General features: G+C 65.9%; 24 protein-coding genes and 1 riboswitch. Of the genes, 14 read left to right on the forward strand and 10 right to left on the reverse strand.

The annotated features are described in order from the left end of the window. Positions 1–2: 2 nt before the first annotated feature. Entirely contained in the window at positions 3–2,714 is a 2,712-nt protein-coding gene (gene alaS / locus QX094_RS00945; protein ID WP_316188184.1) for an alanine--tRNA ligase, read from the reverse strand. 181 nt (positions 2,715–2,895) lie between these two features. Then, positions 2,896–3,006, forward strand: a riboswitch (glycine riboswitch). A 145-nt stretch (positions 3,007–3,151) separates the two neighbouring features. On the opposite strand from alaS, the gene gcvT reads away from it, so the two are divergent. From gcvT to gcvP, 3 genes are all read left to right on the forward strand, one after another. Then, entirely contained in the window at positions 3,152–4,300 is a 1,149-nt protein-coding gene (gene gcvT / locus QX094_RS00950; protein ID WP_316187496.1) for a glycine cleavage system aminomethyltransferase GcvT, read from the forward strand. A gap of 9 nt (positions 4,301–4,309) precedes the next feature. After that, complete coding sequence (gcvH, locus tag QX094_RS00955; RefSeq protein ID WP_315716067.1) at positions 4,310–4,675, forward strand: glycine cleavage system protein GcvH; 366 nt, start codon at positions 4,310–4,312, stop codon at positions 4,673–4,675. Positions 4,676–4,829: 154 nt separating this feature from the next. Further along, positions 4,830–7,703, forward strand: a complete 2,874-nt coding sequence (gene gcvP / locus QX094_RS00960) for an aminomethyl-transferring glycine dehydrogenase (protein ID WP_315828233.1) — start codon at positions 4,830–4,832, stop codon at positions 7,701–7,703. Here gcvP and QX094_RS00965 read toward each other — a convergent pair. Then, entirely contained in the window at positions 7,682–8,761 is a 1,080-nt protein-coding gene (locus tag QX094_RS00965; protein WP_316187499.1) for a DUF1835 domain-containing protein, read from the reverse strand. The two genes, gcvP and QX094_RS00965, sit on opposite strands and share 22 nt — an antisense overlap. Positions 8,762–9,058: 297 nt before the next feature. Continuing rightward, positions 9,059–10,153, reverse strand: a complete 1,095-nt coding sequence (gene recA / locus QX094_RS00970) for a recombinase RecA (protein WP_315828231.1) — start codon at positions 10,151–10,153, stop codon at positions 9,059–9,061. 583 nt (positions 10,154–10,736) lie between these two features. Between recA and QX094_RS00975 the strand changes: the two genes are divergently transcribed. The 3 genes from QX094_RS00975 to QX094_RS00985 all read left to right on the forward strand — a co-directional run bounded on the left by QX094_RS00975 (position 10,737) and on the right by QX094_RS00985 (position 12,852). Further along, on the forward strand, positions 10,737–11,030 hold the full coding sequence (locus QX094_RS00975) for a hypothetical protein (RefSeq protein ID WP_315716194.1): 294 nt from the start codon (positions 10,737–10,739) through the stop codon (positions 11,028–11,030). Between the two features lie 1,261 nt (positions 11,031–12,291). Continuing rightward, complete coding sequence (locus QX094_RS00980) at positions 12,292–12,531, forward strand: DUF6894 family protein (protein ID WP_012045383.1); 240 nt, start codon at positions 12,292–12,294, stop codon at positions 12,529–12,531. 183 nt (positions 12,532–12,714) lie between these two features. Then, positions 12,715–12,852 carry a hypothetical protein gene (locus QX094_RS00985; RefSeq protein ID WP_315828230.1) on the forward strand — a complete coding sequence of 46 codons (138 nt, stop codon included), beginning with the start codon at positions 12,715–12,717 and terminating at the stop codon, positions 12,850–12,852. An 18-nt stretch (positions 12,853–12,870) separates the two neighbouring features. On the opposite strand, the gene QX094_RS00990 is transcribed toward QX094_RS00985, so the two are convergent. After that, positions 12,871–13,116, reverse strand: a complete 246-nt coding sequence (locus tag QX094_RS00990) for a hypothetical protein (RefSeq protein ID WP_315828229.1) — start codon at positions 13,114–13,116, stop codon at positions 12,871–12,873. A 120-nt stretch (positions 13,117–13,236) separates the two neighbouring features. After that, positions 13,237–13,533 carry a hypothetical protein gene (locus QX094_RS00995; RefSeq protein ID WP_315716062.1) on the reverse strand — a complete coding sequence of 99 codons (297 nt, stop codon included), beginning with the start codon at positions 13,531–13,533 and terminating at the stop codon, positions 13,237–13,239. 260 nt (positions 13,534–13,793) lie between these two features. On the opposite strand from QX094_RS00995, the gene QX094_RS01000 reads away from it, so the two are divergent. After that, positions 13,794–14,252, forward strand: a complete 459-nt coding sequence (locus QX094_RS01000) for a PaaI family thioesterase (RefSeq protein WP_409977944.1) — start codon at positions 13,794–13,796, stop codon at positions 14,250–14,252. A gap of 144 nt (positions 14,253–14,396) precedes the next feature. Beyond that, complete coding sequence (locus QX094_RS01005; protein WP_315716061.1) at positions 14,397–14,648, forward strand: PilZ domain-containing protein; 252 nt, start codon at positions 14,397–14,399, stop codon at positions 14,646–14,648. A gap of 15 nt (positions 14,649–14,663) precedes the next feature. On the opposite strand, the gene QX094_RS01010 is transcribed toward QX094_RS01005, so the two are convergent. Next, positions 14,664–16,688 (reverse strand): pyrroloquinoline quinone-dependent dehydrogenase, encoded by a 2,025-nt coding sequence (locus QX094_RS01010; RefSeq protein WP_316187502.1) that lies wholly within the window; start codon positions 16,686–16,688, stop codon positions 14,664–14,666. A gap of 228 nt (positions 16,689–16,916) precedes the next feature. Further along, the gene (locus QX094_RS01015; protein ID WP_316187504.1) at positions 16,917–18,428 is read right to left on the reverse strand and encodes a caspase family protein; all 1,512 of its coding nucleotides are present in this window, start codon (positions 18,426–18,428) and stop codon (positions 16,917–16,919) included. Between the two features lie 222 nt (positions 18,429–18,650). On the opposite strand from QX094_RS01015, the gene QX094_RS01020 reads away from it, so the two are divergent. From QX094_RS01020 to QX094_RS01030, 3 genes are all read left to right on the forward strand, one after another. Then, the gene (locus QX094_RS01020; protein ID WP_316187506.1) at positions 18,651–19,061 is read left to right on the forward strand and encodes a hypothetical protein; all 411 of its coding nucleotides are present in this window, start codon (positions 18,651–18,653) and stop codon (positions 19,059–19,061) included. Positions 19,062–19,269: 208 nt separating this feature from the next. Then, the gene (locus tag QX094_RS01025; RefSeq protein WP_315716057.1) at positions 19,270–20,316 is read left to right on the forward strand and encodes an HD-GYP domain-containing protein; all 1,047 of its coding nucleotides are present in this window, start codon (positions 19,270–19,272) and stop codon (positions 20,314–20,316) included. A gap of 137 nt (positions 20,317–20,453) precedes the next feature. After that, on the forward strand, positions 20,454–21,689 hold the full coding sequence (locus QX094_RS01030; protein WP_410052935.1) for a GNAT family N-acetyltransferase: 1,236 nt from the start codon (positions 20,454–20,456) through the stop codon (positions 21,687–21,689). Here QX094_RS01030 and QX094_RS01035 read toward each other — a convergent pair. Both QX094_RS01035 and QX094_RS01040 read right to left on the reverse strand, forming a co-directional pair. After that, positions 21,667–22,332, reverse strand: coding sequence for a DsbA family oxidoreductase (locus tag QX094_RS01035; protein WP_315716055.1), 666 nt, complete (start codon positions 22,330–22,332; stop codon positions 21,667–21,669). The genes QX094_RS01030 and QX094_RS01035 overlap by 23 nt on opposite strands. Positions 22,333–22,398: 66 nt before the next feature. Beyond that, positions 22,399–23,217, reverse strand: coding sequence for a helix-turn-helix transcriptional regulator (locus tag QX094_RS01040; RefSeq protein WP_315716054.1), 819 nt, complete (start codon positions 23,215–23,217; stop codon positions 22,399–22,401). A 100-nt stretch (positions 23,218–23,317) separates the two neighbouring features. Between QX094_RS01040 and QX094_RS01045 the strand changes: the two genes are divergently transcribed. From QX094_RS01045 to QX094_RS01055, 3 genes are all read left to right on the forward strand, one after another. Continuing rightward, positions 23,318–23,542 (forward strand): hypothetical protein, encoded by a 225-nt coding sequence (locus QX094_RS01045; RefSeq protein ID WP_316175764.1) that lies wholly within the window; start codon positions 23,318–23,320, stop codon positions 23,540–23,542. Between the two features lie 27 nt (positions 23,543–23,569). After that, positions 23,570–23,968 (forward strand): hypothetical protein, encoded by a 399-nt coding sequence (locus QX094_RS01050; protein WP_315828223.1) that lies wholly within the window; start codon positions 23,570–23,572, stop codon positions 23,966–23,968. 120 nt (positions 23,969–24,088) lie between these two features. Continuing rightward, a complete protein-coding gene (locus QX094_RS01055; RefSeq protein WP_316188186.1) occupies positions 24,089–24,706 on the forward strand; it encodes a class I SAM-dependent methyltransferase in 618 nt (205 codons plus the stop codon). Between the two features lie 25 nt (positions 24,707–24,731). Here QX094_RS01055 and QX094_RS01060 read toward each other — a convergent pair whose 3' ends face one another. After that, entirely contained in the window at positions 24,732–25,397 is a 666-nt protein-coding gene (locus QX094_RS01060; RefSeq protein ID WP_315753117.1) for an SET domain-containing protein, read from the reverse strand. Positions 25,398–25,445: the final 48 nt, after the last annotated feature.

The following is a 25,445-nucleotide window of genomic DNA, read 5'->3' on the forward strand; positions in this document are numbered from 1 at the left end:
GGTCAGCCTGCCTTGCTGATCGCGCTCTCGATCGCGGCCAGCGCAGCCTCCGCCTTGGAGCCGTCGGGACCGCCGGCCTGGGCCATGTCGGGACGGCCGCCGCCGCCCTTGCCGCCGAGCGCCTCGGACGCAGCCCGCACGAGGTCGACCGCATTGAAACGCGAAGTGAGATCGGCGGTGACGCCGACCACGACCCCGGCCTTGCCGTCCTCCGAGGTCGCGACAAGCGCGACCACGCCGGAGCCGAGCTGCTTCTTGGCGTCGTCGGCCAGCGATTTCAGATCCTTCATCTCGATGCCGGTGACCACGCGCCGGAAAAACTTGATGTCTCCGATCAGAGTCGGACCTGTGCGGCCTCGCCCCTCCATGCTATCGGCAGCTTCCCCTGCTGACATGACACCGCTGACCCCGCCACCCATCGCGAGCTTCTTGCGCGCGTCCGACAGCTCGCGCTCGAGCTTCTTGCGCTCCTCCATCAGCGCGGTGATGCGCGCCGGCACGTCCTCGACCGTGGTGCGCAGCTCGGCCGCCGCCGCCTTGGCGAGCGAGAGGTTGTGGTTGGCATGCGCACGGGCGCCGCGCGCCGTCAGCGCCTCGATGCGGCGGACACCGGACGCCACCGCACTCTCCGAGGTGACCGCGATCAGGCCGATGTCGCCGGTGCGCCTGACATGGGTGCCGCCGCACAGCTCGACCGACCAGCCCATGGCGTTATTGCCGTGATCACGCGCGGCGTTGCCCATCGAGACGACGCGGACCTCGTCGCCATATTTCTCGCCGAACAGCGCGCGGGCGCCGGCCTCGCGGGCATCGTCGAGCCCCATCAGGCGGGTCGTGACCTCGGCATTCTCGAGCACGACGTCGTTGGCGATGTCCTCGACGCGGGCGAGCTCATCCGGGGTGATCGGCTTCGGATGGACGAAGTCGAAGCGCAGGCGGTCCGGAGAGACCAGCGAGCCGCGCTGGGCGATGTGGTCGCCGAGCACCTGGCGCAGCGCCTCGTGCAGGATGTGGGTCGCCGAGTGGTTGGCGCGGATCGCCGAGCGCCTGGTGTGGTCGACGTCGAGCTGCAGCGCCGCGCCGAGCTTGAGCGTGCCCTGCTCCACGGTGCCGATGTGCGCGAACAAGTCGCCGGCCTTCTTCTGGGTGTCGGTGATGCGCACGCGGACGCCGTCGCCGGTCATGAGGCCGGTGTCGCCGACCTGGCCGCCGGACTCGCCGTAGAACGGGGTCTGGTTCAGGACGATGACGCCGCTCTCGCCGGCCTTGAGGCTGTCGACCTCGGCGCCGTTCTTGACCAGCGCGGTGACCGCGCCTTCGGCGGTCTCGGTCTCATAGCCGAGGAACTCGGTGGCGCCGAGCTTCTCGCGCAGCGGGAACCAGACGGTCTCGGTCGCAGCCTCGCCGGAGCCGGCCCAGGCGGCGCGCGCCTTGGCACGCTGGCGGTCCATGGCGTCGGTGAAGGAAGCCTGGTCGACGCTGATGCCGCGCGACTTCAGCGCGTCCTGGGTGAGATCGAGCGGGAAGCCGTAGGTGTCGTACAGGGTGAAGGCGACGTCGCCGTCGAACATGTCGCCCTTCGAGAGCGAGGCCGACTTCTCGTCGAGGATGGCCAGCCCGCGCTCCAGCGTCTTGCGGAAGCGGGTCTCTTCGAGCCGCAGCGTCTCCTTGATCAGCGCCTCGGCGCGGATCAGCTCCGGATAGGCCTGGCCCATCTCACGCGAAAGCGTGCCGACGAGCTTGTGCATCAGCGGCTCGCGGGCGCCGAGCAGTTGGGCGTGGCGCATCGCGCGGCGCATGATCCGGCGCAGCACATAGCCGCGGCCCTCGTTCGAGGGCAGCACGCCGTCCGAGATCAGGAACGACGAGGCGCGCAAATGGTCGGCGATGACGCGGAGCGACGCCTTCTGCGGGCCCTGCGGGTCGGCATTGGTGAGGTCGGCGATGGCGCGGATCAGGGCGACGAACAGGTCGATGTCGTAATTGTCGTGCTTGCCCTGCAGCACCGCGGCGACGCGCTCCAGGCCGGCGCCGGTGTCGATCGACGGCTTCGGCAGCGGATTGCGGACCCCGCCCTCGAGCTGCTCGTATTGCATGAACACGAGGTTCCAGATCTCGATGAAGCGATCGCCATCGGCCTCCGGCGAGCCGGGCGGGCCGCCCCAGATCTTGTCGCCGTGGTCGTAGAAGATCTCCGAGCACGGGCCGCACGGGCCGGTGTCGCCCATCTGCCAGAAATTGTCCGAGCCGGCGATCCGGATGATGCGCGATTCCGGCAGGCCGGCGATCTTCTTCCAGAGGCCGAACGCTTCGTCGTCATCGATGTAGACGGTCGCGGTCAGCTTGTCCTTCGGGAGGCCGAACTCCTTGGTGACCAGCTTCCAGGCGAGCTCGATGGCGTTCTCCTTGAAATAGTCGCCGAAGGAGAAGTTGCCGAGCATCTCGAAGAAGGTGTGATGCCGGGCGGTGTAGCCGACATTGTCCAGATCGTTGTGCTTGCCGCCGGCGCGCACGCATTTCTGCGACGTCGTGGCGCGGTGGTACGGCCGCTTCTCGACGCCGGTGAAGACGTTCTTGAACTGCACCATGCCGGCGTTCGTGAACATCAGGGTCGGGTCGTTGCGCGGCACGAGCGGCGAGGACGGCACGATCTCGTGGCCGTTCGCAGCGAAGAAATTGAGGAAGGTCGACCTGATCTCGTTGACGCCGCTCATAGCAATCCAATCGAAGAAGTCCGGGAATTCGGCGGCAATGCTTTTAGACAAGGCGACTTCGCGTGTCCAGAAACTGTGCAGAAACATCATGGGCTTGCTGCACGGCTCCTAAAGCTGGTTGAAAGCCGCCGTGACGCGTTGACAGCTTGCGCGGGCTGGTGTTTGGTCCCGGACATAGACGACAGTCGCGTCGGGAGAGACTGGCCTTTGAGGTTCTGGTTGAACGTCAAGGGTCGGCGCCGAAGGAGCAACCGCCCCGGAAACTCTCAGGCAAAAGGACCCTCGCGACTGCAACTGCATCTGGAAAGAGACGCTTGTCCGGTTTTGACCGGGACGCGTCCGCCGACGGGATAATACTCTCAGGCACAGCGACAGATGGGGCTTCGGTGGCGTTTTTCGGGACTGGTCCCGAGGAACCGCGCGAGGATCCCTGATCGATGGCTGAACCGGCTGCCCCCCCTTTTTTGAAGCGAACGCCGCTCCATGCGCTGCATGTCAGCCTTGGCGGCAAGATGGTGCCCTTCGCGGGCTATGAGATGCCGGTGCAGTACGCGCCCGGCGTGCTCAAGGAACACCTCCATACCCGCAGCGCGGCCGGGCTGTTCGACGTGTCCCACATGGGGCAGGTCGCGCTGGTGCCGAAATCCGGCAAGGTCGCCGACGCCGCAGCCGCGCTCGAGCGGCTGGTGCCGCAGGACGTCATCGGCATCCCGGCAGGCCGGCAGCGCTATGCCCAGTTCACCAATGCCGAGGGCGGCATTCTCGATGACCTGATGGTGGCGAATTTCGGCGAGCACCTGGTGCTGGTGGTCAACGCCGCCTGCAAGGACGCCGACATCGAGCTGCTGCGCGACGGGCTGTCCGACGTCTGCGAGGTGCAGCCGCTGACCGACCGGGCACTCCTGGCGTTGCAGGGGCCGAAGGCCGCGAGCGTGCTGGCGAAATTCTGCGCTGATGCCGAGGGCATGCGTTTCATGGATTCCGGCCCGCGCACGGTCGACGGGCTCGCCTGCTACGTCTCGCGCTCCGGCTACACCGGCGAGGACGGCTACGAGATCTCCGTTCCCGCCGACAAGGCCGAGCAGCTCGCCGAAGCGCTGCTGTCGGACAAGGACGTGCTGCCGATCGGACTGGGCGCCCGCGACAGCCTGCGGCTCGAGGCCGGGCTCTGTCTCTATGGCCACGACATCGACACGGCGACGACCCCGGTCGAGGCCGCGCTGGAGTGGTCGGTGCAGAAGGTCCGCCGCAGCGGTGGCGCGCGCGCTGGCGGCTTCCCCGGCGCTGACAAGATCCTTGCCCAGTTCGATGGCGGTGCGACACGCCGCCGCGTCGGCTTGAGGCCCGAGGGCCGCGCGCCGGTGCGCGAGGGAGCTGCGCTGTTCGCGTCGGCCGATTCAGCCGAGCCGGTCGGCCAGGTCACCTCTGGTGGCTTCGGCCCGACGCTGAATGCTCCGGTCGCGATGGGTTACGTGCCGACCACTCTCTCTGCGCTCGACACCCCATTGTTCGCCGATGTGCGCGGCCAACGCCTGCCGCTGCGCGTCGCCGCCATGCCCTTCGTTCCCAACACCTACAAGCGCTGAAGGACGTCCATGACCACGCTCTACACCTCCGACCATGAATGGCTCAGCATCGATGGCGACACAGCCACCATTGGCATCACCGACTATGCGCAGGCCCAACTCGGCGACGTCGTGTTCGTGGAGCTGCCGCAGGTCGGCCGCGCGCTGAAGAAGTCGGAAGCCGCCGCCGTGGTCGAATCGGTCAAGGCCGCCTCCGACGTCTACGCGCCGATCACCGGCGAGGTGGTCGAGGTCAACCAGGCGATCGTCGACGAGCCGGCGCTCGTCAACACCGACGCCGGCGGCAAGGCCTGGTTCTTCAAGCTCAAGATCGCCGACCGGGGCGAACTCGGCGGCCTGATGGATGAGGCCGCCTACAAGGCGCATACGGCGTGAGACGCGCGGTGCGTAGCCCGCATGAGCGGAGCGATGCGGGACCGGCGGTCCCGGGTCGCTGCGCTCGCCCGGGCTACGGTCTGCCGATCTCGCCGTCGCTGTTTACTGGATGCCCCGCCGTCGCGGGGCATGACGAGGCATAGAGGATTTGCTCATGACCACGCCGCTCAAGCCGCTCGATGATGCCGCCACCAGCTTCGCCCGCCGCCATATCGGTCCCTCGCCGCGCGACGTCGCGGCGATGCTGGAGACCGTCGGCGCCAAGAGCGTGGCGGAGCTGATGGCGCAGACGCTACCCGGCACGATCCGGCAGACGGCGCCGCTCACCCTCGAGCCGGCGCTGAGCGAGCCCGAAGCATTGTCACACATGCGCGCACTCGCCGCACGGAATCAGGTCTTCACCTCGCTGATCGGCCAGGGATATTCCGGCACGCTCATGCCGGCGGTGATCCAGCGCAACATCCTGGAGAACCCGGCTTGGTACACGGCCTACACTCCCTATCAGCCGGAGATCAGCCAGGGCCGGCTGGAGGCGCTATTCAACTTCCAGACCATGATCTGCGATCTCACCGGGCTCGACGTCGCCAACGCCTCGCTGCTCGACGAGGCCACGGCGGCGGCGGAAGCGATGGCTCTGGCCGAGCGTTCGGCGCGGGCGAAGACCAAGGCGTTCTTCGTCGATCGGAACGTGCATCCGCAGACGCTGGCGGTGCTGCGCACCCGCGCGGAGCCGCTCGGCTGGCAGCTGATCGTCGGCGACCCCGCCGAGGATCTGGACGGCACCGAGGTGTTCGGCGGCCTGCTGCAATATCCGGACACGACGGGCGCGCTGCGCGATCCGCGCGCCGCGATTGCCAAGCTGCATGACAAGGGCGCGCTCGCGATCCTCGCCGCCGACCTGCTGGCGGTGACCGTGATTGCCTCGCCGGGGGAACTCGGCGCCGACATCGCGATCGGCTCGGCGCAGCGCTTCGGCGTGCCGATGGGCTATGGCGGACCGCATGCGGCCTACATGGCGGTGCGCGATGCGCTGAAGCGGTCGCTGCCCGGCCGCATCGTCGGCCTCTCCGTCGATTCACGCGGGGCTCCCGCCTATCGGCTGGCGCTGCAGACCCGCGAGCAGCACATCCGCCGCGAGAAGGCGACCTCGAACATCTGCACGGCGCAGGTGCTGCTGGCGGTGATTGCCGCGATGTACGCGGTCTATCATGGCCCCGACGGGCTGAAGGCGATCGCCCGCACCGCGCATCGGCGGACCGCGGTGCTGGCTGCAGGGCTGCGCAAGCTCGGCTTTGCGCCGGAAAGCGAGGCCTTCTTCGACACGGTCACCGTCGAGGCCGGCGCCAAGTCCGAGTCGATCATCGCCCGCGCGGAAGGCGAGCGGATCAATCTCGGGCGCGACGGCAGCAGGCTGCGGATCGCGCTCGATGAGACCACGACGGCCGATGTCGTCGAAGCCGTCTGGCGCGCTTTCGGCGGCGAGCTCTCCTACACGACGATCGAGGCGGAAGCGCGCGAGGCTCTGCCGGCCGAGCTCAAGCGGCAGCGGCCGTTCCTGACCCATCCGGTGTTCCACGCGCATCGCTCCGAGACCGAGATGCTGCGCTATCTGCGCAAGCTCGCGGACCGCGACCTCGCGCTCGATCGCGCGATGATTCCGCTCGGCTCCTGCACGATGAAGCTGAACGCGACGACCGAGATGATTCCACTGACGTGGCCGGAATTCGCCAGCCTGCACCCGTTCGTGCCGCGCGCGCAGGCCGCCGGCTATCATACGATGTTCGCCGATCTGACCGACTGGTTGTGCCGGATCTCCGGCTATGACGCGGTGTCGCTGCAGCCGAACTCGGGCGCGCAGGGCGAATATGCCGGCCTCCTGGCGATCCGCGGCTACTACGCCGCCCGCGGCGAGGGCCATCGCACCATCTGCCTGATTCCTTCCTCCGCCCACGGCACCAACCCGGCCTCGGCGCACATGGCCGGCATGGAGGTGGTCGTGGTCGGCTGCGATGCAGGCGGCAATGTCGATCTCGCCGATCTCAAGGCCAAGGCGGAAGCGCATAGCGCCAAGCTCGCCGCCATCATGATCACCTATCCCTCGACGCATGGCGTGTTCGAGGAGCACATCCGCGACATCTGCGACGTCGTCCATGCCCACGGCGGACAGGTCTATCTCGACGGCGCCAACCTCAATGCGCAGGTCGGCCTCGCCAGACCCGGCGATTACGGCGCCGATGTCAGCCATTTCAACCTGCACAAGACCTTCTGCATTCCGCATGGCGGCGGCGGCCCGGGCATGGGCCCGATCGGCGTGAAGGCGCATCTGGCGCCCTTCCTGCCCGGTCACCCCGCGACCGACGGCGCGAGCGCGCATCCGATCGGGCCGGTCTCGGCCGCCCCCTACGGCTCGGCCTCGATCCTGACCATCTCCTACATCTACATGCTGCTGATGGGCGGCGACGGCCTGACCCGCGCCACCGAGATTGCGATCCTCAACGCCAACTACGTCGCGGCGCGGCTCGATGCGCATTTTCCGGTGCTCTACCGCAACGAGCGCGGCCGCGTCGCGCATGAATGCATCATCGACCCGCGGCCGCTCAAGCAGAGCAGCGGCGTCACCGTCGACGACATCGCCAAGCGGCTGATCGACTACGGCTTCCACGCGCCGACCATGAGCTTCCCGGTGGCGGGCACCTTGATGATCGAGCCGACGGAATCGGAGTCCAAGGCGGAGCTCGACCGCTTCTGCGACGCCATGATCGCGATCCGGAAGGAGATCGCCGAGGTCGAACAGGGCCGCTTCGGAATCGAGGCCTCGCCGCTGCGCCACGCGCCGCACACGGTGCACGACATCGCCGACGACGATTGGAACAGGGCCTACCGGCGCAGCGAGGGCTGCTTCCCCGCGGGCACCTCGCGCACCGACAAGTACTGGTGTCCGGTCGGCCGCGTCGACAACGTCTACGGCGACCGCAATCTGGTGTGCTCATGCCCGCCGGTGGCGGACTACGCCCAGGCGGCGGAGTAAGCCTCCTCACGCATGTTCCAGTGGATCGGGCGCCACGGCTCGCGACAATCAATGACGTGAGGCGTGCCGGGATCCGGAGCGATGAGCACCGCATGCCAACGCCAGAGATTGGCGTTGATCAATTCGGTGCCGCCCCACCAGCGCCGGATCGGATTATGGCTGCTGAAATCCTCCTCGCCGGCCAGGATCGCCTTGCCGAGCGGCGTCAGCGACAGCGTGCTCGCCTTGTAGCGCTCGAGGCGTTCACGGCTGTCGTGCATCTCGACCGAGAATGGCCATTCGGCGAGGCCCGAAATTGCCGGCACCGGCGCCAGTGCCAGACCGTCGAGCAACGCGCCTCCCTCCCAATAGTCATAGACGCGGCGTTGAAAGCGATCCCGATGAGGCGGCAACAGGTCGAATGGGTGCTGATAGCCGGCTGACAGCAATTCGAGGATTCTCAGCTCCGATGCTCCCAGGCCCGTCGCAACACCGGGAAGCTCATCGAGCATCTCCTGCACGCAGCGGCGAAGCTGCGGCAGTGCACTGAGATCCTGCTTCAACAGATCGAACCAGGCTTGCGGCGTGAGCGCCCGAAACGCCTGCCATGCCAGATGGCCCAAATCGAGATGCTCACGCGCAAGCTCTACGCCGGCAATGGCCCGACCGGCGAGTCGCCCGGCCGGGGCATCGGATAGCGGGACATCGACATGCCGCAATACGATCTTCGTCGCGATCTCCGCGTGATGGCGCAGATAGTCCAAGAGCCAGATCAGCACCAACTGGTCGTTCGGACGGGTCCCCATCCACAGCTCGACGCTATCGCAACGGTCGACAAGTTCGAGAAAACTCTGACTCCGCCCGCCGACCGCCATGAAGTCGCCACGCGAGGCGAAATCCAACCAATGCCCGCGCTTCGGTCGCGCGGTGCGCTGGACGAGATAAGCCGATAACTCGGCATCTGATGGCAACGGTCCCCATACGAAACGATGGAGAATTGGCACCACCAGGTCGGCAAAGCCGCCTCTCCGAAGCGCTCCGGCGCTGGGATCATCGGCCGCTAGAATCAAACGCGTCATGCTGTTGGCTCCGGCACGACCTGATTGGCTCAAGACGCTATCAACACGCTCGCGATCGGCTCCCGGCGCCCAGGGCTGGCGTCGGAAATGTCGGTGCCGCCGCGCGGATCCGGTCCGCTCGCCCGCGCACGCGCTTTCGACTATTCGCGCTGAAGATCGTATCCGGCGTTCGGAACCTCAGGCTCACTGCATTCGATCATGCAGCAACCGCAGATTTCGGCAGAACACCACACATCTGCAAACGGGCGCCGGAACGTCGGCAACGCAACGTCCACGGCACCCGCTGCCGTCTTACCTCTACTCCTCCGCCGGCTCCTCGCCGTCGGCGTCGGCGTCGCGCTCGGCGTTGCCGGCCAGGATCTGCTCGGCGATCAGGCCGGAGTTCTGGCGGATCGCGGCTTCGATCTTGGCGGTCATGTCCGGATTGGCCTTGAGGAACGATTTCGAATTCTCACGTCCCTGCCCGAGACGCTGGCTATCGTAGGAGAACCAGGCGCCGGACTTCTCGACGATGCCGGCCTTGACGCCGAGATCGAGGATCTCGCCCATCTTGGAGACGCCCTCGCCATACATGATGTCGAACTCGACCTGCTTGAACGGCGGCGCCAGCTTGTTCTTCACCACCTTCACACGGGTGGAATTGCCGATCACCTCGTCGCGCTCCTTGATCGCGCCGATGCGGCGGATGTCGAGGCGGACCGAGGCATAGAACTTCAGCGCATTGCCGCCGGTGGTGGTCTCCGGCGAGCCGTACATCACACCGATCTTCATGCGGATCTGGTTGATGAAGATCACCATCGTGTTGGACTTGTTGATCGAGGCCGTCAGCTTGCGCAGAGCCTGGCTCATCAGGCGGGCCTGCAGGCCCGGCAGCGACTCGCCCATCTCGCCTTCGAGTTCGGCCTTCGGCACCAGCGCCGCCACGGAGTCGACCACCAGCACGTCGACCGCACCGGAACGCACCAGGGTGTCGCAGATCTCCAGCGCCTGCTCACCCGTATCCGGCTGCGAGATCAGAAGCTCGTCGATGTTCACGCCGAGCTTGCGCGCATACACCGGATCGAGCGCATGCTCGGCATCGATGAAGGCGCAGATGCCGCCCTTCTTCTGCGCTTCCGCCACCGTGTGCAGCGCCAGCGTGGTCTTGCCCGAGGATTCCGGCCCGTAGATCTCGACGATGCGGCCCTTCGGCAGACCGCCGATGCCGAGCGCGATGTCGAGCCCGAGCGAGCCGCTGGACACCGTATCGACATCCATCGAACGGTCGTTCTTGCCCAGCTTCATCACCGAGCCCTTGCCGAACTGACGCTCGATCTGGGACAGCGCAGCGGAGAGCGCCTTACTCTTATCCATGGAGGAACCTTCGACGATACGCAGGGCGGTGGCGGACATTGGCGCTCCTTATGGCGGGGATTCGCGGGATGGACAAACGGTTAACGAGGTCGGCCAGCAATCTTGAGGCGAATGTACTCCATCCGTTCTTTGTTCGCAATATGTTCTTCTCGACATTCACACCTCTCTTTCACAAACCCCTGACAACCCGCGGGAGACACGCCTGCCGCTCGAAGGCCGAGGGCCGGCGCGCAGTGCACCGAGCACCAGCGAGGGAGCGCTGCCCGATCAGCGCGCCCAGAAGCGAAGTACGGCATGCTGGATGCTGGATGACGGCGACTGCGAAGGGATCCCGATTCCAGCTGGAGGCGGAAGCCATGCGCGCGAGCGGCGCAGCCGCCGACCGGCGATCACGCGGATTAAAACCAAACTGTCCGAGCGCTCCAACCTCATCTCCCGCACCAGCGGCAGACGCCGACCCAACTATAAATTGTTATTGTCGTCTCGGCCGTGTCCCATCATCCTGCTGGTCCTTCTCTGTGAGCCTCGCAGACTGCTTCCAATTTTCGGAACCAGCATGACCGGATCCAACAACGAACAGACCCTCACGCTGTGGCGCCCTGTCGGCCCAAAGGAGCTTGCCTTGATCGAGGCGTCGGGCATGCGTGCGTTTCCGCCGCGCCTTCCGGAGCAGCCGATCTTCTACCCGGTGCTGACCGAGGACTATGCCGTGAAGATCGCACGGGACTGGAACGTGCCGGCGAGCGGCGCCGGCCACGTGCTGCGCTTTGCGATCCTGCGAGGCTTCATCGACACCTACGAGGTGCGCGAGGCCGGCGGCCGCAAGCATCGCGAGTACTGGATTCCCAGCGAAGACCTCGCCGACTTCAACGCCGCAATCGTTGGACCGATCGTGCTTGTCAGGTCTTTTCCTTGAAACTACCAACTCCTACACGCGTGCGTAGATCGCACATTCCGTGGTTCTCCTGAGAGGAACGAAGTTCCATCGCCTCTTCTGCTTTTGTTCGGCTCGTCGTGCGTGCAGGCGCACGATTTCGATGCAGACGCGCAGCCGCGCGCAAGCGGCGGCCGGCCATCAGGTTCCGCATCACGTGGCGTGCAAGCACTCGACGGCCACCATATGACGGACGACAGATGAAGCGACGAACCTCGGACGCCCCCGTGTCGGACCCTGCCCAAGGATGCGTTAGCGCGCCATTGGCGCGGCTCCTCATGCCGGCCCGAGGAATGGCCCGGAAAAAACCCGCGTGATCCGCATCACGCGCGCCGGCGCTCACGACATCTTCAAGCCACAAACCATTGTCATAAACTTTGGGTTGCGTTATAGAATCGTGGTTGTCGTACGTCTGAGCAGATTTTTGATCAGCCCCGGATTTGTTTGTTCGTTGCGATGATGGTCGCCGCACATCCTCTAGTGTATCGCCTTTGGTGTGCCGTCGACCGATCCCTTGCAGCCTGCCAGCTCCGACACTTGCAGGCTCCGTCACACGTAGGCGCACGGCCCTGAAACCATCCGCGCCGAAAGAAAGCCCCGGACGACGTCCGGGGCTTTCGACGTTGATAGCTCCGCTCGGGATGCATCTCCCTCCGTCATTGTCGTGATGTCGGGGAACGGATCGCGTGCGTTGCGCTTCATATTGGCGATGACAACAAATGACGTGACGTGCCCGTCCTGCAGGGCCGGCCTTCAAAGGATCGAGCTTCACTCGCAGCAAGACGCCGCGGGAGAGAGGCGTTGTCCGGCCTGCGATGAACTCTTGGAAATGGTCGACGGCGCGACGCAGATCGCCTACCGACTGACAGTCGTGCCGGAACGGATCTTCGACCACAGCCAGGTGCGCGTCCCACGGCGGCCGATCGAGATTGCAACCTTGATCTGACGCAAGGCACGCCTACAGATTTCGCACTAATTTAATCGTGTCACTGCCGAACTGCCCTCGCTGGGAAGCTACGACGTTGACGCCGAGCCTCGGACCGCAGCGGTCCGAGGCTCATTCGTTGGCCCGCGATTCGTCCGGTTGCGCCGCACATCACCAACGGCAATCAGCCTAACCGAAGCGATCAGCGCGACCGACCGTATTTTACCGGAATTGATCCGAGTGGGTTTTGCGCTTCCATTTGTGGTGCGTACATCAAACCCAGCGGCCTGGGGCGGTCAGGGCTCACCGGTTTTGGCAATGCCGCTCTATTTCTTTCGTATCCGCAACGGCCACTTCTCAGGCGCGTCCGAGTATGGGACCGAGTGCGCCGACCGCAATGCAGCCTGGAAAGAGATGACCACCGTCTGTGCCGACATGGCCAGCAGCATCTCGCGCAAGCTCGCCGAAAACTCCGAATGGCAGATGGAGCTGCTCGACGAGGCAAGGCAGCCGGTCTTCCGCATCCGGATCGTCGCCGAGTCGCTGGATCAGGCCTGACGGCTCGCCACACCTCTTGTGGATCGTCGCAGGCGAAAGACGCAACCTAAGATTGCAGTCAACGAGGTTGACTGCGCGTCATTTCGGCAGCCGAACTTGATCGAGATCAAAATGCCTGTCTGCATCTTGGCAGACATTTAAATTTGTATGGGTAATCTGATCTTCAAATGTCCGCGAACGGGGATGAACGTGCAGCATTGGCTGGAAGAGCCGAAGCCGGGCGATCCCACGTGCTCCTATGAAACCGTGGTCTGCAAGGCCTGCACGCGGCTTCATTTCATCAATCGCGATACACGCAAGCTTCTTGGCGAAAAGGAATGAGGCGCTCGCGGCAATCGTTCAATCGGCGCTGGGAAGCCGCCGCATCGTGAACTCGATGGCCCCATCGGGAAGCTCGCGCCAGCTTTCGACCGCGCTCATGTAGCCGGCCTTGGGATAGCGGGTCAGATAGTCACGGGCCTTGGCGCGCGCTTGCTCGCGCGGCAGCGTGAACGTGTCGCGAACGTAGCCGTCGCGAGCCCCCACGGCGCCCTTCTGGCGCCGGGCCGCCATCCGGCTGGCAATGTCCCGGGGGCGCATCCCCATCGACGAACTCCAACGCGCTGCCACACCGTCAATATAGACGGGGCCGCGAGGAATCCGAGTCCGCAATCGGCAAACGGGCCCCGAAGGGTCAGAGCCCGCCCGACCCGAGCGCGATAAATCTCAGTTGGTGCTGCCGACAGCCTTCGGCTTCTTGGCCGCGGTGGTCTTCATGGCAGGCGCCGCCTTGGGCTGCTCCGCCGCCCGGACGTTGCCCCAGGGATCGGTGCTCGTCTTGGCGTCCGGAATCTTGCGCATGGTGTCCCTGTAGGCCTGCTCCCGCGCCGCTTCGGCCTCTTTCTCCTCGGGCGACTTGGAGGGACCGTCGGCGAGAAGGTTGATGTTGGGCATCTGCGCCATTGCGGGCACCGCCCAGCCGGCCAGCACGGCGACCGCCATCGTCACGATCAGCTTCTTCATTGGTTACTCCCCGGTATAGGCGCCTTATACCATCGCTTCGCCATGCGCCAAGCCCGCGGCACTGTGCCGGAACGGTGGAGCGCAGGTCGGGATGTTCACGGCCGCATCGTCTGCGCGCACCTCCCGTCTGTTCCACGGCAGGCCATCATCATAGTTTTCCAACTCCGGCCTTTTCAAGCCGCCGCTCTGCGGCAACATTCCGGCAGCTCCGCCGATCGCGGCGAGGCAAGTCGATGCCAAGACACGTCGATGACACGATCATGGAAGGACCTCCGCGCGTGCCGAACGAGACCCTGAACTTCACCACCGACGACGCGAGGCGCATCCTCGATGACGTGTTCGCGCCCTGGATCAAGGATCTTGGCTTGATCGTCGAGGACATCGCGCCGTCTCCGCAGGGCGAAGCCGGCGCCATCCTGCGCATGCCGTTTTCGCCGCGGCTCTGCCGCGACAATGGCGTCGTCTGCGGCCAGGCGCTGATGGCTTTTGCCGATACCGCGATGGTGATCGGGATGGTCACCGCCAGCGGCGGCTACCGGCCGATGACCACTGTCGACCAGACCACGCATTTCATGCGCGCCATTGCCTCCGCCGACGTGATGGCCGATGCGCGCGTGGTGCGGATGGGCCGCACCATGAGCTTCGGCCGGGTCACACTGACCAGCGCCGGCGATGGCAAGCCAGTGGCCATGGTGTCGAGCGCCTTCGCGATGCTCTGATCCGCGGCCTGGCCGGGTTAACGAAACGTGAAGGCGAGGGCCCGGGCTTCGCACGCCGGATTCATCTGATCGAAACGCGAGCCTGATTTATTTTAGGTGCTTTTGACGCGAAAGGTGACGCCGTCCGGCACCGGAATACAGGCCATGAGCGAGACGAGTGACAAGCGCATTGCACCGAGGCATCGGGTGCTGAAGCAGGGCAGGCTGGCATTCGACGGCGGCGGCGCGGTCGATTGCATGGTCCGCAACATGTCCGACACCGGCGCCAGGGTCGAGGTGGTCAGTCCGGTCGGTCTGCCCGAAGCCTTCACGCTGGTGATCCCGGCCGACAAATTCACGCGGCGCTGCCACGCAGTCTGGAGCCACGACAAGCGGATCGGCGTGGCATTCGACTGATAGCGGCGCGGCGGGCTAGACCCACCGCAGGCGCCATCGCCACAACGCCACCAACAGGCCGGCCAGCACCCCGGCCGCGAGCAGGGAGCCGGCGGCGAACCGTCCGCCCGGACGATCAATCGTCCGTGACCACAGCGAGGGCCCTTCGCCATCGCGCGCCAGCCGAAACGCCACGACGCTGTCGCCGAGCGACGTTCCCGCCTCCGAATGGCCGCCGGCTGCGGTCACCACGAATTGCTCGCCCTTCCATTCATAGGTCATCGGATTGGCGACGCCCGGCGCGGGCAACCGGCCCTGCCAGAGCTCCTGACCTGAGACAGCATCAAAGGCGCGCAGATAGGCGTCCATTGCGCCGGTGAAGACGAGGCCGCCGGCTGTGACCACGACGCCGTTGACGAGCGGCGTGCCCCATTTGAACGCCAGCCCGAGCGGTGCGCGATCCTCGGTGGTACCGACGGTCGAGCGCCACAGGATCTTGCCGGCCTTGAGATCGACCGCGACCATTTCGCCCCATGGCGGCCGGTTGCACAACAGGCCGAGCTTGGACATGGCGACCACCCGCGTCACCGCGAACGGCGACCCGCGCTGCAGCCCGACATCGACACCACGCGGCGGCGTCATCCCGTCAGCTTCCGCACGCGGGATCAGCCGGACGATGTGGATGGCACGGCTGACATTGGCGTAGAGGATCTGATGGACGGGATCGAACGCCGCCCCGCCCCAGTTCACGCCGCCGCCGGTCATCGGAAACAGCAACGTGCCCTGGATCGTGGGCGGCGTGTACAAACCCTCATTGCGCAATGGCGCGAGCTGATCGTCGCAGGAGGAATCCAGGACGCGCGGCACGGCCCTGAAAATATCATCCGCTGCGAAGCGCTGATCGAGCAGCGGCGGCACATGGGTCGGGAATGGCTGCGTCGGTGATAGAACCTCACCCTCGGCGGCGCCTTGCGGCACTGCGCGCTCCTCCACCGGCCAGACCGGCGCGCCGGTGTCGCGGTCGAGCACGAACACGAAGCCCTGCTTGGTCGGCTGTATGACGACGTCACGCGCCCCCTGCCCGGCATCGATTAGGGCCAACGTCGGCTGCGCCGGCAGATCGTAATCCCAGACGTCGTGGTGCGTGGTCTGAAACGACCAGGCCAGTTCGCCGCTTTCAATCCGCAAAGCGACCACGGAATCGGCATGCCGGTTGTCACCCGGACGCGCACCGCCGAAGAAATCCGGACTGGGCGACGAGGTCGGAAGGAAGACGAGGCCGCGCGTCTCGTCGACCGACATCGGCGCCCAGACGTTCGCATGTCCCGCCGCGATGCCGTCATGGATCAACGGATCGAAACTCCAACGCAGCGCGCCGGTGCGCGCATCGAAACCGCGGACCGTGCCTTTGGGCGCATCGACCCGCACATTGTCGCCGATCGATGAGCCGACCACCACGACACCCCCGCCCACCACCGGCGCCGAGGTGATCTGGAACTCGCCCGGCCATAGCAGATCCTTGGAAATGTCGATCCGCGCTTCGCCGTCCGATCCAAAGCCGGCGCAGGGCTGTCCCGTTTGCGCGTCGAGGGCGATCAGGCGAGCATCGACCGTGCCCATGAACAGCCTGCTGCGGCATGCCGCGCCGGCCGGCGCCCGCTCGTCCACCCAATGGGCAACGCCGCGGCAGGCATAGCGATTGGCCGGGCGCCGCCCGTCACCGACCTTGGGATCGAAACGCCAGCGCTGCACGCCGGTGCCGGGATCGAGCGCGACCACCTCATTGAACGGCGTGCAGAACACCAGGCTGTCCTCGACCAGGATCGGCGTCGCCTCGAACTTGGTCCGCAAGGCTGCCGCGGGCGGCCGGCGCTGCAGATCCGCGGTGTGATAGTCCCAGGCAGGCACCAGCCGATCGACATTGGAAGGCGTGATCTGCGCCAGCGGCGAGAACCGCGTTCCACCGGCATCGCCGCCCCAGTGCTGCCAGCCAAGGGCCGGCACGACCGTCAACTGGCTCCCGACGAGGACCGCGCAAACACCTGCTCGACGCAACGACATGACCCTTCCCTCCCGCAGACTGCATCCGAAGCGACGCACCGGGACGATGAAAGCAGCCTTCGCGGGCGGATCGAGCAGGATGGGACGGGCGGCGGCATCCGCGGGACGAGTGGTGAGGAGCGATGACGAATGGCAGAACCGAGAGGATGACCCGAACGGACGTCCCCCGCCAAACATCAGTGGCCGCCCTTGCGGGCGGCCACATCGATGCGCAGACGTCAGCCAGCTTCAGTAGCCATAGCCGCGCCGTGTCGGATAGTTCTGAGGTGCCCGCCCATAGCCACCGCCATAGCCGCCGCCGATGCCGATCCCGATACTGACCGGCGGCACCACGCGCACCGGCGGTCCATAATACGCGCGCGGCGGAGGCGGTGGCGCGTAGACGACGACATCGTCGTCAGGGTCGCGTCGGGGCGTGCGGCCGGCGCGCTTGGGAGGGTCCTCGTCGCGCTTCCTCGCCGGCTTCTCTTCGACCCGCTTCGGCGTCTCAGACTTCCGAGCCGGCGGAGGCGTCTGCGAACATGGGCAGGTCGGGCCTGCCGCGGCAACGGCCGGCACGACCGGCAGGGTTGCCGAAGCGGCGGCCGGGATCGCCGCATTGGCGGCCGCCACCACCGGCGTCACCACGGGCCGGTTGCGCAGGCGCTCGATCAGCTTGCGCGCGGTCGGGGTCAGGTCGCTGTTCGGATAGCGGTCGAGAAAGCCCTGATAGGACGCCACCGTATTGATCAGCACCGCCTCGTTCCAGGCTGCCATCCTGTTGTGGAGGTCGAGCCATTCGCGCGCCTGCGGGCCATAGGGCGGCGCGGTGTAGAGCGTCACGAAGGCCTCATACGCCTCGACGCTGCCGTCGCCGACGATGATTTCGTTGGCGGCCTCGATCGGCTTGCCCTCCAGGCTGCGCTTCCATTCGTCGACGCTGCGCTTGGCGACGGCCGGCCGCGGGCCGGCATTGGCAGCGCCTCCATCCGCCGACCCGACGAAGCGAAAATCCTCCGTCAAGGACGACGAATCCCACGGCGTCTGCCGGCCCTCGGTGACCTTGTTCACCGCAACGCGCACGCGCTTGAACGCCTGCTCGATGGGAAGGCCCGGCTCCCGCGCCGCCTGCAGCAGTGCCGTGGTATAGGGGCTGTTGGCGCCGGTGCCATCCTCGGCTTCCGCGCCGGGCGAGGTCGAGTAGGACAGGAAGGTGCCCGGCGCTCCCGTCTTTGTGTCGACCAGCGCAAGGCCACGGCCCGCGTTCTGGCTGATGGCGGGAAACGGATTGTTGCGGCAGGCATCGAGCAGCAGGATTCGCATCCGGCTCGGCACCGAATTGAGCGTGTTCAAGAGATCGTTGAGACGCACGGCCTGCAGCGGAATGTCGGCTTCACGTCGCGGATCGACGTCCACGGGTACGAGATAGTTCTCGCCGTCGATCTGCAGTCCGTGGCCGGCATAGAACACCAGCGCCACCGTGTCGGGTCCCTTGGCCGCGATCTTGGCGGCGAAGTCGCCGACCTCCCTGTTGAGGTCCCGCTGCGACAGATCGGCGGCGGTCGTCACGTCGAACCCCGCTTCACCCAGCATCTTCGCCATTGCCTTGGCATCGTTGGCGGGATTCGGCAGCGGCGTCACCGAACGATAGGCCGACTGCCCGATCACCAGCGCCAGCCTGCTGCTTTCAGCCAATGCGGGAGCAAGGCCGGCAAACAGGCCGCCGGCGAGCAATGCAGCCCTGAGAGCGTGCCGAAACATGGGATCTCCAATCTGCTCATGGCGTGCCTGTTGGTCGAGCCGGTTCGCGGCCCGGTTCATCCCGACGAGCACAATCCGGTGAGCACGATGCCGGACGGCCGGCGCCGTTCGCGCGCGCATGACTGCCGCCGGCCGCGACCGGACATCGTTGCTGCACGAGTTTCCCGCAGCAATGCCGCGATCTCTCGCTAGCGTGCGCGCCGCAATGGGGGACGATGCGGCATGCGGCGGATTGCGTCACGCGTGGGGCTGCTCTCGGCCCTGCTCCTGATCGGCTGCGCCGCCGACAGCAATGCGCGCCTACCGGCCTTCATGCGGGCCAAGGCGCCCGAGCCGCCGCAGCCCGAAGCCGCGCCAGATGTCGCGCTTCTCGTGCGCAAGAATCTCGACATGATCTTCGTCGCAACGACGCTGCCACGTGATGTCGAGGCCACATCCGTCCGACATGCCGATGCCGGCGATACATGGACCGCCTGCGTGCGGGCTCAGATCATATCCGCCAGTGGAACCGCGCTCCGGCGCCAGACCTATCGGCTCTTGATCAGGCACAACGAGATCATCGACCGGCGGCGCGCGGCGGCCGGCGACGACTGTGTTTCTGAAGATTACAAAGCCGTCCTGCCGACGAAGTAATTCCCTCCGAAGGCGAGCTGGATCCGCCTCGTCGACTGGAACTCGTCCTGTCGGTGGGCGTGCAGGAACGGGCTACCGCACCGGTCGCCGATTGTTAGTTCTTAGCTAACGCAAATCCGCAACCGCACAGCGAACGAATGGCTCAAATTTAACAATTCCTGCGGAACATCGGGGCCTAAACGCGGAATGACCCTGGACCTGGTTTTCCATGAACGTTCACCTCGTCGGCGATGACACGGCCAAGCTCGCTATGCTTCGCGGCATGCTGGCCGAACGCTGCTCGCTCACATCTGAACTGATCGGTGATGCCGACTTCAAAGGCGGCGACATCGACGCGATCGTCGTGGCCGCCGATCTGCGCCACGTCGACAACATCACCGCATTGAAGGAGATCTCGGAGCGGCTCTCGCGTATTCCGCGGCGGATCTTCCTGACCAACAACAAATCCCGTCTGTCGACGGTCCAGGCCTATGCGCTCGGTGCGACAAGCGTATTGTCGAGCACGCCGAGCCGCAATCAGTTGCTCGGAAAGCTGCTCGATGTGCGCCCCGGTTCTGCGGCCAAGAGCATCGCGGTCGACGACCGACAGGCCGCATTTGCCGGCGCGTCCTGCATCGCCTCGATGTTTGCAGCCGTGCTGGGCGGTGCAGCGATCGATGTCGAGGAGACCCGGCGGGCGGGCAAGCGGATCGCCGACTGTATAGCGGAAAACGGTCTGTCCGATTGGCTCGCCACCGTTCGCCGCCATCACGAAGGCACCTATCAACACTGCCTGCTCGTGACCGGCATCACCGTCGATTTCGGCTTGAGCCTCGGCGTCCACAGTTCGGATCTGGAGCGTCTCTACATGGCCGCGATGTTCCACGACATCGGCAAGGCCAAGATCCCGCTCACCATTCTCGACAAGCCGGGCCGGCTCGACGTCAAGGAACGTACGCTGGTGGAAACCCATCCGGTGGCCGGTTACGATGCACTGAAGGACAACGCAGCGATCACCGACGAAGTGCTGAAGGCGGTGCGCAACCATCACGAATTTCTCGACGGCAGCGGCTATCCCGATGGGCTGATGGCCGACAGCATCCCGGACCTGACGCGCATCCTCACCATCTCCGACATCTTCTCGGCGCTGATCGAATACCGCAGCTACAAGCCGATGATGACGCGCGAGAAGGCCTACGAGATCCTCCGGGGGATGGAGGGCAAGCTCGAGAAGCCGCTGATCGGCGCCTTCCGCGAAGTGGCGCTGATCCGCTGATCGCATCAGGCGACGTGCTGAACCGGCCGTTAACGCATCGATTCGAATTGTCTGCCAACGGCAAGTGTCTCTTGTCAGCTTTGCGCTAGTGTCGCCCGCGGTGTGGGTTGTCCGCGCCGCGAGGGGACCATCGGGACGTGGCCGAGATCATCGATCGCGCGATTGCGACTGCTTCATCGACGGCAAGGAACCAGCAGGCCGGTCCGCTCGAACGCGCGCGCGCCGCTGACCTGGTGCCGCTCGATACCGTTTCACCGCAGGCGTGGCAGGATCTGGCGGAGCATGCGCGGGAGCCGAACGGCTATTACCTGCCCGGCTGGGAACGCGCGGTGAACGCCACGGCACGCGGCCGCACCGGAACATCGGCGCTCTGCGCATGGGATGACGATCAGCCCTCGCGTCTCATCGGCCTGATGCCCACGACCTCTCTATGGCATGCCTGCAGGCTTCCCCTGCCCGCGCTCGCCAGCGGCCATCCCTACGGCACGCTGTGCACGCCGCTGCTCGACGGAAGGAGCGCTGAGCGGGCTGCGGCGCAACTGCTCGACGCTGCGCGACGAACAGGCGCGCGCGCCCTGCTGCTGCGAGACATGTCGCTGGCAGGCTCCGTGATGCAGGCGTTCGAGGCGGCGCTTCGTCGCGTGGATCTGCGCCCGCGCGTGCTGCAATCCTATGACCGGGCCCTGCTCGATGCGAGCGGGGACGCCGACACGGTGCTGCATGATGCGCTCGGCGCCAAAAAGCTGAAGGAGTTGCGCCGCCTGCGTCATCGGCTGGCCGAGCATGGCGACGTCCGCTTCGAGGTCGCGCGCTCTCCCGGCGACGTTTCCACTGCGCTGGAGACTTTTCTGGTGTTGGAGGCGAGCGGTTGGAAGGGGCGTCGCGGCACTGCGCTGATCCAGCACGACGGCGACGCGGCGTTCATCCGACGCGCTGCACCAGCGCTGGCACAGCACGAGGCCTGCGAGATCATCAGCCTCATCGCGGGCGACACCACCGTCGCCGCAGGCGTCGTATTGCGGCATCAGGATCGCGCCTTTTTCTTCAAGCTCGGCGTCGACGAGCGCTTCGCGAAATACTCGCCCGGTGTCCAGCTGACGCTCGACCTGACGCGGCACCTTTGCGCGGATCCGAAGATCAACGCCGCCGACTCCACCGCCGGTCCCGACCATCCCATGATCAACCCGATCTGGCGCGAACGCCTTGCCATCGGCGACGTGATTATCCCGCTCTATACGCGCGATCCGGTCGTCGAGCTTATTTACGGCGCATTGACTGCGCGACGCGAAGGCCTCGCCGTGGCACGCCGCGCCGTGCACGCGGTCCGCGCCATCCGAAAGCGCCGGCCGACTACTCAGCCGCCTCGGCGTTGACCTCCGCCGACACCTGCCGGATGGCGCGCGCCAGCATCTGCGGATCCTGCGCGCCGGAGACGGCGTATTTCTGCGCGAAGACGTAGGTCGGCACTCCGGAGATGCCCTTCTCTGCGGCCTCCTGCGCCTGGGCCGAGACCAGCGCCACATCCTCGTCGGTCGCCAGCATCTTGCGGACCACCTCGGCATCGAGCCCGCACTCCGCTGCGGCCTGTACCAGCACCTCGACATCGGTCAGATCGCCGCCGTCGCGGAAATACAACTCCATCAGCCGCTGCTTCATCTCGGGCGCCTTGCCGATCTCGCCGGCCCAGCGGATCAGGCGATGACAATCGATCGTGTTGGGCTGACGGGCGACACGATCGGGATGATAGCTCAGCCCCTCCTGCTCCGCGGCCGCGACCACGCGGCCTGCGATGCCCTTGTAGGCTTCAACCGATCCGAACTTGGTCGTGAGGTACTGCTCGCGGCTGATGCCCTCGCGCGGCACCCAGGGATTGAGGAAGAACGGCCGAAAGTTCACCTCGACCGGCACGTCAGGCACGAGCTTCAGCGCCTCCTCGATGCGCTTCTTGCCGATGTAGCACCAGGGACAGACGACATCGGAGACGACATCGATGATCAGCGGCTTCAAGGTGCTCATGCGCGTGCCTCCAGGTTCCCATGGCTGCGCCCAAGATAAACCCGCGCACGGCCAACACAAGCGGGGTCACGGCGAGGTAACCATCTCCTTCAGTCTGAGCGCGGTGAGCTCATCGGCCGGAAAGAAGGTCTCCAACGCCAGCTCCGACAGCGTGATATCGACCGGCGTGCCGAACACCATCGTCGTCGAGAAGAAGCTCAGCACATCATCGCCGACCCGAAGCCGCAACGGGATCGCGACGCTGTCGGCCGCGAGCGGCGCCGATCGCGCGGGGATCGGATAGGACTTCAGCTCCTCATAAAGCTTGAGCAAGCCGGCATCGGCGGTTGCCTCGCATTGCCGGTGCAGTCTCTCCAGCAGATGGCCGGCCCATTCGGCAAGGTTCACCGTCCGCGCCGCCAACCCCTCCGGATGCAGCGCCACGCGCAGCACATTCAGGGGCGGCGCAAGCAGCCGCTCGGAGACACCGGACAGCAGCGGCGCGATCATCCGGTTCGCCGCGACCAGGTTCCAGTGCCGGTCGATCGCGAGCGCAGGGTTGGGCTCGTGGGCCTTGAGCACGAGGTTCATCGCCTCGCGCGCTTGCTTGAGCGCCGGATCATCCAGCGGGCGCTGCTGAAAGGCGGGCGCGTAGCCGGCCGCCACCAGCAGAACGTTGCGTTCGCGCAGGGGCACGTCCAGTCGCTCCGCCAGTTTGAGGACCATGTCGCGCGACGGCGCGGCGCGGCCGGTTTCCACGAAGCTCAGATGGCGCGCCGATATCTCGGCATCGAGCGCGAGATCGAGCTGGGACAGATGCCGGCGCTGCCGCCATTGCCGCAGGTGCTCGCCGACATGAACGGGTCTGGCGCGGTCGGCGCGCGCCGAAGCAAGCTGTGCATTCATGAGCCAAGACCTATCACGCTGACGTCAGCACCTCCATGACCTGCCAGGTAATCGAAATGCCTCCCGGCGCAGGTCATCGTCCTCACCACAGGAGATGACGATGAGCAGGCAGCGCAATCTCGAGACCCTTCCGTTCGCCGCCGCCAGCCAATGGCTGGCGGGTCTCGCGACATCGCTGCTGGCGCGCTCGCTCAACATGCCGGAGCCACTGCTGTACGTCACGGGCAGCCTCGTCTTTGCACAGGTGTACGCGATCGAGACGAGAGCAGCGCGCTCGCTGCGCCCGGCGCGCCTGCGCCATCAGCTCCTGGCCTGGTTCCGTTGAACCGCCCCCAACCGAAGGAGACCCGACATGATCACCTCGTCCGCCCTGCTCCGCCGCGCTCTGCTCGCCGATGCCGCCTTCAGCGGCGTTGCCGGGCTCGCGCTCACCTTCGGCGCCTCGCCGCTGGCGGCGCTGCTGCAACTGCCCGACGCGCTGCTGCGCGAGACCGGCCTGTTCCTGGTCGTCTACGCGAGCTTCGTCGGCTGGCTGGGCTGGCGGCCGGTGGCGCCAAGGCCGCTGATCGTTCTGGTCATCGGCGGCAATGCGGCGTGGACGGTCGGCAGCATCGCGCTGCTGTTTTCGGGCCTGGTCGCACCGAACGTGCTCGGCGAGATCTTCGTCGCAGTGCAGGCGCTGGGCACCGGCCTATTCGCCGAATTGCAGTATATGGGCTTGCGCCGGAGCACCGCCGCGGTCACGGCCTGACCGGTGGTGAGCGCCGGGCTTCATGATCGAGCGGCCCGGCGCTCACGGCCAAACCGATATTTGGACATGCGCGGCGAGCGCATCTTCTGCATAATCGGAGATCGACGGGAGATCGTAGCGATGCAGCCTCAGGTGATCGGAACGGAGGGCTACGCCACCGAGGCCGAAGATCTCTTCGTGCGCTACGAGAGCATCCCGTCGGAACAGGTTCATGCCGCCGTGCTCCATCTGCTGCCCAACGCGCCCGCGCGTGTGCTCGACATCGGCGCGGGCACGGGCCGCGACGCCGCCTGGTTCGCGGGCCTTGGACATCAGGTGGTGGCCGTCGAGCCGACCGAAGCACTGCGCGTCGGCGCCATGCAACTGCATGCCTCGCCGGCGATCACCTGGATCGACGACAGCCTTCCGGAGCTCGCCGCACTGGCCGCTCGTGGCGAGCAGTTCGACCTGGTGATGTTGACCGCCGTCCTGATGCATCTCGATGAGGCACAGCGGCGACGCGCGCTTCCCAACGTCGCGGCGCGGATTGCTCCCGGCGGACTGCTGATCATGACGTTGCGGCATGGTCCGGTGCCGCCGGGCCGCCGGATGTTCGAGATCGCGGCCGAGACGATCGTTGAGCCCGCGCGGCAGCTCGGGCTGACGCTCAAGCTCAACCGGCATGGCGAGTCGCTCGGCGCGGAGAACCGGGCGGCCGGCGTCACCTGGACGACGCTGGCCTTCGGGAAGCCGTCCTGAGAGATCCGGACACGAGCCGATCGGATCAGGCCGCCTTGGCGCGGCTGGTCTGCGTCTTCGCCGGGGTGGATTTGGTCCTGCCACGATTGCCGGCAGCCGGCCGCCGGGTTTTGGCTTTGCCGCGAGCCGCCTCGCCCGATTGGGCTCTGGCCTTGGGCCGCTGCTTGGCCTTGTCCTTGACGAGCTTCTCGGCCTTTTTCTTCGCCTTCTTCTCGGCCTTGCGCACGTCCTTCGCCTTCACCTGCGCCCGCTCGGCGCGCGCCTCGGCCTTCTTCTTGGCCCGCTTCTTCTCGCAGGCGTCGCATTTGCAGCCGATCGGCTTCAGATAGGCTTTGAAGTAGTCCGTGCCGTAGTCGTAGTTGATCTCCTCGCCGGGCTCGATGTTCTTGATCGCCCGGATGAAGATCTTCTTCTTGCGCGGCTTGACGTCGGACTCGGCGTTCGGCTTGCAGGAATGATTGATGTAGCGGGCGACGTTCTCTCGGATCGAGCCGTCGATGGTCCAGCGCTTGTCGAGCTCGAACAGATATTTGTTCTCGATCGCGTCCTCGTCCGCCTTCTTCGAATCCAAAAGCGGACCGAAATAGCGGATGATCTTGGTGCCCTTCTTGATCGGCTGGGTGGCGAACAGACCAAGCCCCGTCTTGGAGCGGCCGATGCGATAGGGTTTGGATTGCGGAATGACAGGCATGAGTGATGAGAAGACATGGACCTCGCGAGGCCGCCGTTCTAGGATAAA

Source organism: Bradyrhizobium sp. SZCCHNS1050, assembly GCF_032484785.1.
Classification (GTDB): Bacteria; Pseudomonadota; Alphaproteobacteria; order Rhizobiales; family Xanthobacteraceae; genus Bradyrhizobium.

Coding starts and splice junctions, on each gene's coding strand:
- alaS (WP_316188184.1), bottom strand. CDS start 2,714: ATGAGCGGCGTCAACGAGATCAGGTCGACCTTCCTCAATTTCTTCGCT.
- gcvT (WP_316187496.1), top strand. CDS start 3,152: ATGGCTGAACCGGCTGCCCCCCCTTTTTTGAAGCGAACGCCGCTCCAT.
- gcvH (WP_315716067.1), top strand. CDS start 4,310: ATGACCACGCTCTACACCTCCGACCATGAATGGCTCAGCATCGATGGC.
- gcvP (WP_315828233.1), top strand. CDS start 4,830: ATGACCACGCCGCTCAAGCCGCTCGATGATGCCGCCACCAGCTTCGCC.
- QX094_RS00965 (WP_316187499.1), bottom strand. CDS start 8,761: ATGACGCGTTTGATTCTAGCGGCCGATGATCCCAGCGCCGGAGCGCTT.
- recA (WP_315828231.1), bottom strand. CDS start 10,153: ATGTCCGCCACCGCCCTGCGTATCGTCGAAGGTTCCTCCATGGATAAG.
- QX094_RS00980 (WP_012045383.1), top strand. CDS start 12,292: ATGCCGCTCTATTTCTTTCGTATCCGCAACGGCCACTTCTCAGGCGCG.
- QX094_RS00985 (WP_315828230.1), top strand. CDS start 12,715: ATGAACGTGCAGCATTGGCTGGAAGAGCCGAAGCCGGGCGATCCCACG.
- QX094_RS00990 (WP_315828229.1), bottom strand. CDS start 13,116: ATGGGGATGCGCCCCCGGGACATTGCCAGCCGGATGGCGGCCCGGCGC.
- QX094_RS00995 (WP_315716062.1), bottom strand. CDS start 13,533: ATGAAGAAGCTGATCGTGACGATGGCGGTCGCCGTGCTGGCCGGCTGG.
- QX094_RS01000 (WP_409977944.1), top strand. CDS start 13,794: ATGGAAGGACCTCCGCGCGTGCCGAACGAGACCCTGAACTTCACCACC.
- QX094_RS01005 (WP_315716061.1), top strand. CDS start 14,397: ATGAGCGAGACGAGTGACAAGCGCATTGCACCGAGGCATCGGGTGCTG.
- QX094_RS01010 (WP_316187502.1), bottom strand. CDS start 16,688: ATGTCGTTGCGTCGAGCAGGTGTTTGCGCGGTCCTCGTCGGGAGCCAG.
- QX094_RS01015 (WP_316187504.1), bottom strand. CDS start 18,428: ATGTTTCGGCACGCTCTCAGGGCTGCATTGCTCGCCGGCGGCCTGTTT.
- QX094_RS01020 (WP_316187506.1), top strand. CDS start 18,651: ATGCGGCGGATTGCGTCACGCGTGGGGCTGCTCTCGGCCCTGCTCCTG.
- QX094_RS01025 (WP_315716057.1), top strand. CDS start 19,270: ATGAACGTTCACCTCGTCGGCGATGACACGGCCAAGCTCGCTATGCTT.
- QX094_RS01035 (WP_315716055.1), bottom strand. CDS start 22,332: ATGAGCACCTTGAAGCCGCTGATCATCGATGTCGTCTCCGATGTCGTC.
- QX094_RS01040 (WP_315716054.1), bottom strand. CDS start 23,217: ATGAATGCACAGCTTGCTTCGGCGCGCGCCGACCGCGCCAGACCCGTT.
- QX094_RS01045 (WP_316175764.1), top strand. CDS start 23,318: ATGAGCAGGCAGCGCAATCTCGAGACCCTTCCGTTCGCCGCCGCCAGC.
- QX094_RS01050 (WP_315828223.1), top strand. CDS start 23,570: ATGATCACCTCGTCCGCCCTGCTCCGCCGCGCTCTGCTCGCCGATGCC.
- QX094_RS01055 (WP_316188186.1), top strand. CDS start 24,089: ATGCAGCCTCAGGTGATCGGAACGGAGGGCTACGCCACCGAGGCCGAA.
- QX094_RS01060 (WP_315753117.1), bottom strand. CDS start 25,397: ATGCCTGTCATTCCGCAATCCAAACCCTATCGCATCGGCCGCTCCAAG.